9 protein-coding genes are annotated in these 9,867 nt (G+C 69.4%); 4 read left to right on the plus strand and 5 right to left on the minus strand.

The annotated features are described in order from the left end of the window. The first annotated feature begins 189 nt into the window (after positions 1 to 189). Positions 190 to 927, plus strand: a complete 738-nt coding sequence (locus EST54_RS31445; protein WP_129251103.1) for a class I SAM-dependent methyltransferase — start codon at positions 190 to 192, stop codon at positions 925 to 927. A 16-nt stretch (positions 928 to 943) separates the two neighbouring features. Here EST54_RS31445 and EST54_RS31450 read toward each other — a convergent pair whose 3' ends face one another. The 4 genes from EST54_RS31450 to EST54_RS31465 all read right to left on the minus strand — a co-directional run bounded on the left by EST54_RS31450 (position 944) and on the right by EST54_RS31465 (position 4,916). Next, positions 944 to 3,340 (minus strand): ATP-binding protein, encoded by a 2,397-nt coding sequence (locus EST54_RS31450; RefSeq protein WP_167511637.1) that lies wholly within the window; start codon positions 3,338 to 3,340, stop codon positions 944 to 946. Between the two features lie 17 nt (positions 3,341 to 3,357). Continuing rightward, positions 3,358 to 3,984: a DUF6879 family protein gene (locus EST54_RS31455; RefSeq protein ID WP_129251104.1), complete on the minus strand. Its 627-nt coding sequence runs from the start codon at positions 3,982 to 3,984 to the stop codon at positions 3,358 to 3,360. Beyond that, the gene (locus EST54_RS31460) at positions 3,977 to 4,246 is read right to left on the minus strand and encodes a hypothetical protein (RefSeq protein ID WP_129251105.1); all 270 of its coding nucleotides are present in this window, start codon (positions 4,244 to 4,246) and stop codon (positions 3,977 to 3,979) included. The genes EST54_RS31455 and EST54_RS31460 overlap by 8 nt, the downstream gene beginning before the upstream one ends. 97 nt (positions 4,247 to 4,343) lie before the next feature. Next, the gene (locus tag EST54_RS31465) at positions 4,344 to 4,916 is read right to left on the minus strand and encodes a TetR/AcrR family transcriptional regulator (protein WP_129251106.1); all 573 of its coding nucleotides are present in this window, start codon (positions 4,914 to 4,916) and stop codon (positions 4,344 to 4,346) included. Positions 4,917 to 5,012: 96 nt separating this feature from the next. Between EST54_RS31465 and EST54_RS31470 the strand changes: the two genes are divergently transcribed. After that, entirely contained in the window at positions 5,013 to 5,471 is a 459-nt protein-coding gene (locus EST54_RS31470) for a nuclear transport factor 2 family protein (protein ID WP_129251107.1), read from the plus strand. A 354-nt stretch (positions 5,472 to 5,825) separates the two neighbouring features. Next, entirely contained in the window at positions 5,826 to 6,899 is a 1,074-nt protein-coding gene (locus EST54_RS31475; RefSeq protein WP_129251108.1) for a zinc-binding dehydrogenase, read from the plus strand. 169 nt (positions 6,900 to 7,068) lie between these two features. Here EST54_RS31475 and EST54_RS31480 read toward each other — a convergent pair whose 3' ends face one another. Next, positions 7,069 to 7,992, minus strand: coding sequence for a helix-turn-helix transcriptional regulator (locus EST54_RS31480; protein WP_239013172.1), 924 nt, complete (start codon positions 7,990 to 7,992; stop codon positions 7,069 to 7,071). A gap of 376 nt (positions 7,993 to 8,368) precedes the next feature. Between EST54_RS31480 and EST54_RS31485 the strand changes: the two genes are divergently transcribed. Continuing rightward, positions 8,369 to 9,739: an MFS transporter gene (locus EST54_RS31485; RefSeq protein ID WP_275416096.1), complete on the plus strand. Its 1,371-nt coding sequence runs from the start codon at positions 8,369 to 8,371 to the stop codon at positions 9,737 to 9,739. Positions 9,740 to 9,867 lie beyond the last annotated feature (128 nt).

Consider the following 9,867-nt stretch of genomic DNA (forward strand, 5'->3'; position numbering starts at 1 on the left):
CCGCCACACGCTCCCCTCCCACCCCCACTCCACCCCACCTGACCTGGTCTGATGCGGCGCTCACGACTACGCTCACCGCACCGGAAAAGGGGGACCACAAACAGGGACCGCAAAGGGGGACCACAAACAGGGACCGCAAAGGGGGACCACAAACGGGGACCACTAATGGGGACCGCAAAGGGGGACCACATGGACCGGAACATCCGCACCCTTGAGGACGTACTCACCCTCCTGGACGGCCTGTTCGCTCCGGAGGCCGACCGCTGGACCGCCGACGGGGCCTCCTGGTGGGACAGCTTCTACGCGGACCGCGCGAAGCCGGTGCCGTTCTTCGTGGCGAAGCCCGACGAGAACCTGGTCTCCTGGCTGGACCGCGGACTGCTCACCCCGGGACGCGCCCTCGACCTGGGCTGCGGCCCCGGCCGCAATGCGCTGCACCTCGCCGCCGCGGGCTTCGAGGTGGACGCGGTCGACCTCTCCCCGGCAGCCATCGCCTGGGCCCAGGACCGCGCCGCAGAAACGAAGGCCGAGGTCCGCTTCCTCTGCGGCAACGCCTTCGCCCTCGCCGACACCGCACTCGCCGGCCCGTACGACCTGATCTACGACTCCGGCTGCTTTCACCATCTGCCGCCACACCGCCGACTGAGCTACCTCGCCCTGCTCGACCGCTCCCTGGCTCCCGGCGGCCACCTCGCCCTCACCTGCTTCGCGGCCGGCGCGATGGGCTCCGAGCTCGACGACCGCGACTTCTACCGCCGGTCCGGCCTCCAGGGCGGCCTCGCCTACACCCCGGACTCCCTGCGCACCCTCTTCTCCCCCCTGACGGAACGCGAACTCCGCCGCATGCACGACGAGCCCCCGCACTCCCCCCACTTCGGCGAACCCTTCCTGTGGACCGCCCTCTTCCGCCGGGGGGACGGGCAGTAGCCTTCAGCGGGCGCCGTCACCGATCCAACAGGCTCTCGATACGCTCCCGCATCGTCACCGCTCGCGCGTCCCGGTAGTCGCTCAGCAGCCGCAGCACGTCCTCCCAGCACCGGTTGGCTTGTACCGCGTCTTCGCTGCGCAGCGAAGACGCGAGGCTGTCCAGCGCGACGGCATGGTGCCAGGTGTCGCCGAGGACCTCGTGCACGGCGACAGCCCGGCGGTGGAAGTCGGCGGCTTCGTCATGTCGATCAAGGCGCTGGTACGTCTCGCCGACACCCTGCAACGCGAGCGCCTCGCGACTGCGGTCGCCCAAACGGCGATGGATCACGGCCGATCGCTGGTACGAGGTCAGCGCCTCCGCAAGCTGTCCCTGAGCGCGCTGGGCCGCTCCCAAGCAGAGGAGCCAGTACCCCTCCAGCACGTGATCACGCAGCTCCAGGGCAATGTCCAAGGCATCATTCGCCGCGCGGAAGGCTTCGCACAGTTCACCGCGTTCGAGGTGGACGGCGCTTTGGATGCGCAGAACATTTCCCGCGCTGCGCTTGTTTCCGGCGTCCTGATGGATCGCCAGGGCCCGATCAAGCTGGTCCGCCGCTTCCGTCAGGCGTCCGGCCTGCACGTATGCCTCGGCGAGGTTCGCGAGGGCGACTGCTTCCCAGTGCTCCACGCCGAGATCGCGGAAGAGGGAAATGGCTCGTGCGAAGTGGTCCTCGGCGTCGCCCAATCGTCTCGTGCGCAGCAGGATCAGGCCCAGGGCATTCAATGCCGCGGCCTCACCGCGCACATCACCCAGTTCGCGCCGCATCGCGAGGGCCTCATGGTGCGAACGCAACGCCTCGGTGAGGTGGTTGAGCCGGCGGTGGGCGAACCCCAGGCTCTCCAACAGTCCGGCCGCAGCGCGACGGTCGCCAAGGCGTTGCGCCGCGCGCAAACCCAATTCTCCGGTGGCAAGCCAGTCGGTGACGGGGGCCGACGGGGCCTGGGCACTCCAGAACACTGCGGAAAGCTGCCAGGTATATCGGTCGAGTCCTGCTTTCTCGGCAGCGCGCACGGCAGCAACAAGATTGGCCTGCTCCCGTTCGGACCAGTCGACAGCCTGGTCATAGTGGGAGAAATTCAGGGGGTCGACAGCCTCGTCGGCGGGATCGAGCGCGACGTGTTCGCGGGCCGGAGCGATCCAGCTCTGTGCGCTGTCGGCTGTGTGGAGGTACCAGTCGAGTACGCGCCGCATCGCGGCAGCGCGGCTCTCCGGGGTCTCCTCCAGTCGGCTCTGATCGGTTGCGTAGGCCCGGAGCAGATCGTGGAACTCGAATCGATCGGGGGCGGTCTGTTCCAGCAGATGCGCGCCGACCAGGACATCGAGCAGGTGCCGTGCTCGTCTTACGCTGATTCCGGCGAGAGCGGCAACAGCACCGATGCCGAACTCGGGCCCTGGATGCAAACCCAGCAGCCGGAAAAGGCGTGCCGCATCCGGGGGCAAGGCCCGGTATGACCAGGAAAACACAGAGCGCACCGCCTCGGCATCCTGTTCGTCTCCCGTGCTCAGTGCCTCCCATAAAGCCGACTCGTCACGCAGGTCCGCAATGAGTTCGTCCAGCTGCATATGGGGGTGGCTCGCTGCGCGTTCCGCCGCAATCCGTAAGGCCAAAGGGAGCCGCGCGCAGAGACGGGCGAGCGCGACCAGCTTCTCCGCGTCGTCCTCAGCTCGGTAACCAGAGGTGACAGCACGCAAGAGAGCAACGGCTTCGGCTTCGGGCAAGGTGCCCAGAGTGAGGCGATGCGCCCCGTCGCGCACGGCGAGTCCGGACAGACGCCCACGGCTGGTGACGATGACCAGGCAACCGGCGTGGCCGGGCAGCAGCGGCCTCACCTGAGCAACGCTTGCGGCGTTGTCCAAGACGACGAGTACCCTGCGGTCCGCCAGCAGGGAACGGAACAGGGCAGCGGCGGAATCGGTCTCGGACGGCACTCCTGCCGCGGGAACACCCAGTGCGGTCAGGAACCGGTGCAGTGCGTCTTGTGCGGTGACGGGTTCGCCGGGGTCGTAGCCCCGCAGGTTGACGTAGAGCTGGCCGTCGGGGAATTCGTTCCGTACTTGATGGGCCCAGCGCAACGCCAGGGAGGTCTTTCCCGCTCCCGCCGTACCGGCAATGACACAGACCGCAACGACAACGGAGTCGTCGGTGTCGTCGGTGCCGCTGGTCAGGATCGTATGGAGCCGGCGCAGTTCCTCGGTCCGGTTGACGAAGCCCGGTACATCTCGCGGTAGTTGTCGTGGAGTGATACCCGCTGGGTTGTCAGGCGCTGGACCGTGGTGAAAGTGAATTCCCCCGCTGATGGCTCCCGCTTGCACCGTGTCGCGGGACGAGCCGGACAACTGGTTGTCCGTTCTGCCCGAACGCGCCTCGCCCATTCCGTCGTGATTGATCGCTACTCAGCCTTCGTCTGTGGTGGCCTAAGGTGCGCCACACTGCGTGCGAAGAAGGGCAAGACGTCCTCGCCGGTCTCGTAAAGCGTCCGAATGAAGTCTCCCCAACGCCTGACCAGTCCAGGTTCGAGGAAGCGGACGGCTCCGTCCAGGGATCCGGCTTCCGTGTAGAGGACCTGGTAGAGGACCTGGTCGCCGACCACGACCACCTCGGGCAGCGGGCCACCGGCCTCGAACGCCGCCACCTGGGCCGGGCCGACCACCCGGATCTTCTTGCCGCACTCCGCCTGCACCCTCAGCGCGTGTAACTCCCAGTGCAGGTACGGCGTGAGAGGCTCTTCGACCACCCGCACGCGATGGAACGCGGTACTCCGTTCCCGGTCCCGCTGAACGGCCTTTTCTAAATCCTCTCGCTCGTCCTCAAGGAGCCGTAGCGCTTCCTCCCAGCGGCCGTGGCGAAACGCCTCCCAGCTGGCGTCCTGCTCCTCGAAATCCTGCCGTCGCTCCAGCTTCCAGGAGTGCCGACCGCGGACGTCGCCTCGATATCGCCGGAAGTCACGTCTGTACGCCTCGATCGGCAGTCGTTCCCCTTGCGACGCGACGAGTTCAAGGGCGCTCTGCTCAAGCATCGGCGATATCCGGCTTGGCTGAGCGGAGCATACGGCCGGGGATGACCACGAGACGTTCGTCCGCGGCGATGGTGACATCCGCGGGCAGGCGGGCGGCGTACGCGTCTGTCAGGTCCCGTCCGACGATCGCGATGTCGCCATTGCCCAGCTCCCAGATGTCCGGGCAGCCGTCTTCATCCTTGGTGGTGCCCAGCTCCTTGGCCGACTTTCCCAACCTCCGCACGAACAGCGCGGACGGATCGGCTTCCCAGGGACGCGCCATACCCTCTCCGATCTTCTGCCTCCGGTCCCGCTTCGGCGATTACAGATCGTAGGGGATGTCGTCACTCACTGTATAGATGCATCTCGGTCACCATCGATCACCCGCCGGAGGCGCCCGCCGCCAGCAGAGCCGCGGCGGCGGTGCGGGCCTGTCGGGCGGTGGACGGGTCGCCGCTGACGGCGGCCGTGGTGATCGCCCCGTCCACAAGGAGGGACAACTGGGCGCCCATGGCAGCTGGTTCGGTGACTCCCGCGTCCCGGGCGAGGTCCGTCAGATACGAGAGCAGGGCGCGTTTGTGCTCCCGGGCGACGCGGCCGACGCCGTCCGAGGTCGCGCCCAGCTCGCCGAAGGAATTGATGAAGGCGCAGCCGCGGAAGTCCGGGGCGGAGAACCAGTCGTGCAGCCAGTCGAAGACCGCGAGCGGGCGGGCGTCGGGGGTGTCGGCGTGCTCGGTGACGTACGCGGCGAGGGTGGTGCGCCACCGGGCGTCGCGGCGGCGCAGATAGGCCTCGACGAGGTCGTGCTTGGCGGGGAAGCACTGGTAGAGGCGCTTGAGGGACACCCCGGCCGTGGTGCGGAGTTCGTCCATGCCGACGGACTGGATGCCACGGTCGTAGAACAGTTTCTCCGCGGCGTCGAGTATCCGCGTACGGGCTTCGTCGTGGTCCATGGCCCTTCCGGCACTTTCCAGGAGAACGGTCGTTCTCTACACTAGCCGAACGAGGGAGAACGATCGTTCTCCGGAGGTGGAGAGAGGGAGATCGCCATGCCGCCACGCCCACCGTTCCCGCCGTTCGACGAGGCGAGTGCGCGACAGAAGGTGCAGGCCGCCGAGGACGCCTGGAACACCCGCGACCCCGAGCGGGTCGCCCTCGCGTACACCGAGGACTCGGTCTGGCGGAACCGGGACACCTTCCTCGCCGGCCGCGAGGAGATCGTCGCCTTCCTGCGCCAGAAGTGGGACCGCGAGCTGGAGTACGCGCTGCGCAAGGAACTGTGGTCCTACGACGGCAACCGGATCGCGGTGCGCTTCCAGTACGAGTGCCATGACGCGGCCGGGCAGTGGTGGCGCAGCTACGGCAACGAGTTGTGGGAGTTCGACGAGGACGGGCTGATGCGCCGCCGGGAGGCCGGCATCCACGATGTCGCGATCGGGGAGGCAGAACGTCGGCTCTTTGGGCCTCGGCCGGAGGGGGAGAAGGGGCGGCCGCTTCCGTTCCGCTGAGCGGAGCCGCCCAGGGTGGTCACCCGGCCGCGCCGGGCGGCTCCCCGTTCTTCCCGAACTCACGGATCATCGTGGCTTGTTGTTCGGGATGCCTCGCCACTTCGAAGTGCCGGCCCGAACCAGCGGCCGGCCCGGAGCGTCGCTGTCAGCAGGGCGGAGGAACCGGAGGCATGACACGGCACGGGGACGCCGTCAGGCCTGCCGGCCACGTGGTCGCTGTCGGCCGAACGGGCGGAAGATGAGGTAACGACCATCGCCCGGCCTCACCTGCGGGAAGGGCGATGGCATGAGCCACAGCCACGCCGACGATCTCGATCTCCTCGCGCTCCCGCATCGAACGGCAGGTGAGCACACGTGAGAGCCTTCGTTCTCCGGAAGGTCGGCGAGGTCGGCGTCATCGAGAAGCCGGTCCCCGAGCCCGGTCCCAATGACGTGGTCGTGCGCACCACCGCGGCCTTGGTGTGCACGACCGATGTGCACGTCATGCGGGGCGTCATTCCGGTTGCTCCGGATGTGACGCTGGGGCACGAGGCGGTCGGTGTCGTCCATGCCCTCGGCTCGGCTGTCGAGGGACTGGTCGAAGGCCAGCGCGTCGCGGCTGCCGGGATCACGCCCTGCTTCCAGTGCGATTCCTGCCAGCGCGGATTCTCCTCGCAATGCCACGGGCTGATGCTGGGCGGCGCCGCATTCACCAACCGGCGTGACGGGACACTGGCCCAGTACTTTCTCGTCAACAATGCCGAGGCCAATCTCGCACCGATTCCCGACGGGCTCTCCGACCACCAGGCGCTGTACGCCACGGACATGCTCTCCACCGGGTTCGTCGCCGCCGAACACGCGGAGCTCGCCCTGGGCGAGACGGTCGCGATCTTCGCGCAGGGCGCGGTGGGGCTGTCGGCGACGATCGGCTGCCGGCTGCTCGGCGCCGGCCTCATCATCGCCGTCGAGTCGATTCCCGCTCGTCAGGAACTCGCCCGCCGGTTCGGCGCCGATCTGATCGTCGACCACACACAGTGCGACCCGGTCCAGCGGATCCTGGAGCTGACGGACGGCCAGGGGGTCGACGCGGCCATCGAGGCGCTCGGCAGCCCGGAGACCTGGGAGGCGGCCTTCCGGGTCACGAAGCCAGGAGGGCGTATTTCCAACGTCGGGTACCACGGGGAGGTGCGAGAGCCGCTGAAGATCCCCCTGGAGCCGTTCGGATACGGCATGTCCGACAAGCAGGTCTACGGCGGGTTCAACCGCGGAGGTCGCGGGTGGCTTCGGCGGATCTTCCGGTTGATGGAGACGGGGAAGGTCGATCCCACGCCGATGACCACGCACGAATTCGGTTTCGGTGAGATTGAACGGGCCTTTCAGATGATGGCGTCGAAGGAGGGGGGCATCATCAAGCCGCTGATCCACTTCGAGGGGGGAGGCGGGGCGTAGGGGGTGCCGGTGCAGCACCAGCTGTGGCAATGCGGAATTGCCGAGGTCGGCGAAGTGTTTGGCGTCGACCAGCGCCTTCCGGCAGCGCGGTTCGGTGGTCTTCCACCCGGACAGCCACCACGCCCGTGAGGTGATCGGCCACCAGGTACGCCTACAGGCCGCGGGACGGTCAGCGAGCTGCTGCCGAATCCGCCTCTGCCGAAGCCCCTGCCGCGCCACCCGGCGCACCGCCCATCTCGCCCGACCCGCCCGACCCGCCCGCCTCACCCGTCGCGCACCGCTGGAGCGCGGGCAGCTTGGCCGCCGTCGCGGCATCCGCCGGTATACAGGCGAACAGCTTGATGCCGGGCGCGTCCAGCGCCGCCAGCTTCACATAGTCAAAGGTCAGCGCCCCGACCCGGGGATGCGCAAAGCGCCGGCGGCTGCTGCCGAAGTCGGCGATGTCATGCGCCGCCCACCAGGTCCGGAATTCCGGGCTCGCCTCCCGCAGCCCGTTCGTGAGCTGCTCGAAGCGCGGATCCCCCGAGCGCTGCCGGGCGTCCGCCCGGAACTGGGCGACCAGGTCCTGCGCCTGCCCGTCCCAGTCGGCGAGCAGCGAGCGCATCGCCGGATCCATGAACACCAGCCACAGCAGATTGCGTTCGGCCGGCTCCAGCTGTCCCGGATCGCCGATCAGTCCGGCCTCGGCACGGTTCCAGCCGACCAGATCCCAGTTGGCGTCGAGGAGATAGGCGGGGTGTGGTTCGAGCGCCTCCACCAGCTTCTGCAGGGCGGGGCCGGGACCGCCGTCCGCCGGGCGCTCCGGCAGCGGCGCTCCGGCCAGCGCGAACAGATACCGGCGCTCCACCGAGCTGAGCATCAGGGCCCGCGCCAGGCTCATGAGGACCTGCCGGCTGACGGTGATGTCGCGCGCCTGCTCCAGCCAGGTGTACCAGGTCACGCTGACCCCGGAGAGCTGGGCGACCTCTTCGCGCCGCAGCCCCGGGGTGCGCCGCCGGGGCCCCGCGAGGATGCCCGCCTCCTGGGGCGAGAGCCGCTCCCGGCGCGAGCGCAGGAACTCCCCGAGGCTGCGGCGTCGTTGCTGGTCGTCCATCGGTACTCCCGTTCGCCGCGGCTCGCGGGGGCGTCGGCCGCGTCGGGGCCGCCGCGCGGACGTCTGGGGCGCAGCACGTAGAGGGGGGTGGTGGGAAAACCAGCATAATCGGTCTCTGTTGGCCGCAGCGGCGTCGTCCGACGCTGGCCGCATGAACCAGACACCACCCCCGGCCGCCAAAGGACCGCGCACCGCGACACCATCGCCGGCCGGCGGATCGTCCAATACGGCCGGAGGGGCATTCCATACGGCCGTCGGGGCAACCCATACCGCCGATGGGGCACCCCATACAGCTGCGGGCTCGTCCGACACAGCCGGCGGACCGCAAGCCGTCGGCCCCGCAACAGCAACCCCCTGGCGCGCCCTGGCCATCGTCCTGGTCGGGGCCTTCATGGCGGTGCTCGACACCTTCATCGTGCTGGTCGCCGCGCCCGCCATTCAGGCCGACCTGCACGCCTCCGCGGCCGATGTCCAGCTCGTCCTGGCGGGCTATCAACTCACCTACGCCCTCGCCCTGATCACCGGCGCCCGGCTCGGCGACCGCTTCGGGCGCAAGCGGCTGTTCCTGCTGGGGATGGCGCTGTTCACGCTGTCCTCCGTGGGCTGTGCGCTCGCGCCCGGCGCCGGCGGCCTGATCGCGGCACGACTGGTCCAGGGCCTCAGCGCGGCGGCGATGTTCCCGCAGGTCTTCGCGGTGATCCAGGTGATGGTCCCGGCGGAGAAGCGCCCGACGGCGTTCGGTGCGCTCGGTGCCGTCATCGGAATGGCCACGATGGCCGGGCAGTTGGTGGGCGGTGTACTGATCGCCGCCGATCTCTTCGGTTCCACGTGGCGGCCGGTCTTCTGGGTCAATGTGCCCATCGGTGTGGTGACGCTGCTGCTCGCCGGGCTGTTCGTGCCCGAGTCACGGGCGCCGCGGGCCCGCCGGCTCGATCTGCCCGGTGCCGTGGTGCTGACCGTGGCGCTCTTCCTGCTCGTGGTGCCGCTGGTCGAGGGCCGCTCGTCCGGCTGGCCGCCGTGGACCTGGATCGGCCTGGCCGCATGCGTGCCCGCGTTCGCCGCGTTCGGGCTGGTGGAGCGGCGGGTGGACGCGGCGGGCGGCGCCCCGCTCGTGCGGCTGGGGCTGCTGCGTGAGCGTGCGTTCGCGGTCGGGATGGCCCTGGTCCTGCTCACCTACGCGGGCATCAACTCCTTCTTCCTGATCCTGTCGCTGACGTTGCAGGACGGCCTGGGGAAGGACGCGCTCGGGGCCGGGCTGGTCTACACGCCGCTCGCCGTCGCCTTCTTCGCCGCCAGCCTCCTCGCCGGACGGCTGGCCCGCTTCGGGCGGCGGGTGCTGCAACTCGGCGCACTGACCGGCCTCGTGGGCTTCCTCGGCACCGTCGCGCTCGCCGTCCACTCCGGTGCCGGGCTGACCGCCTGGGAGCTGACACCGGCCCTGGTCCTGGTGGGCGTGGGCAACGGCCTGCTGGTCACCCCGCTGCTGAACGCGGTGCTCCGCACCGTCGGCCCCGCGGAGGTGGGCATGGCTTCCGGGGTGCTCTCCACCGGCCAGCAGATCGGCGGCGCGGTCGGCGTGGCCGTCGTCGGGATCCTCTACTACGGCGCGCTCGGCGGCGCCGGCCACCACGACATCGCCGCGTACGGGCACGCCCTGGCGGCCTCAGTGGGCCTCAACGTCGCCCTGTCCGCCGCGATCTCGGCCCTGCTGCCACTCCTCCCGCCCGGCGGGGCCCGCCGCGCGTAGGGCCGGCCGGGCCGGACGGCAGTGCCGGCCAGGGCAGACCGGAAAAAGGATGTGTGGATCAGGCACCCGGTTGACAGGCTGAGGTCATGTCTCGCGAGCACGCCCCGGCCACCGGCCCCGGCTCCCCC

This window comes from Streptomyces sioyaensis, from assembly GCF_004122735.1.
GTDB classification, from domain to species: Bacteria; Actinomycetota; Actinomycetes; order Streptomycetales; family Streptomycetaceae; genus Streptomyces; species Streptomyces sioyaensis.

Coding starts and splice junctions, on each gene's coding strand:
- EST54_RS31480 (WP_239013172.1), bottom strand. CDS start 7,992: ATGGACGACCAGCAACGACGCCGCAGCCTCGGGGAGTTCCTGCGCTCG.
- EST54_RS31445 (WP_129251103.1), top strand. CDS start 190: ATGGACCGGAACATCCGCACCCTTGAGGACGTACTCACCCTCCTGGAC.
- EST54_RS31455 (WP_129251104.1), bottom strand. CDS start 3,984: ATGCTTGAGCAGAGCGCCCTTGAACTCGTCGCGTCGCAAGGGGAACGA.
- EST54_RS31460 (WP_129251105.1), bottom strand. CDS start 4,246: ATGGCGCGTCCCTGGGAAGCCGATCCGTCCGCGCTGTTCGTGCGGAGG.
- EST54_RS31450 (WP_167511637.1), bottom strand. CDS start 3,340: ATGGGCGAGGCGCGTTCGGGCAGAACGGACAACCAGTTGTCCGGCTCG.
- EST54_RS31465 (WP_129251106.1), bottom strand. CDS start 4,916: ATGGACCACGACGAAGCCCGTACGCGGATACTCGACGCCGCGGAGAAA.
- EST54_RS31470 (WP_129251107.1), top strand. CDS start 5,013: ATGCCGCCACGCCCACCGTTCCCGCCGTTCGACGAGGCGAGTGCGCGA.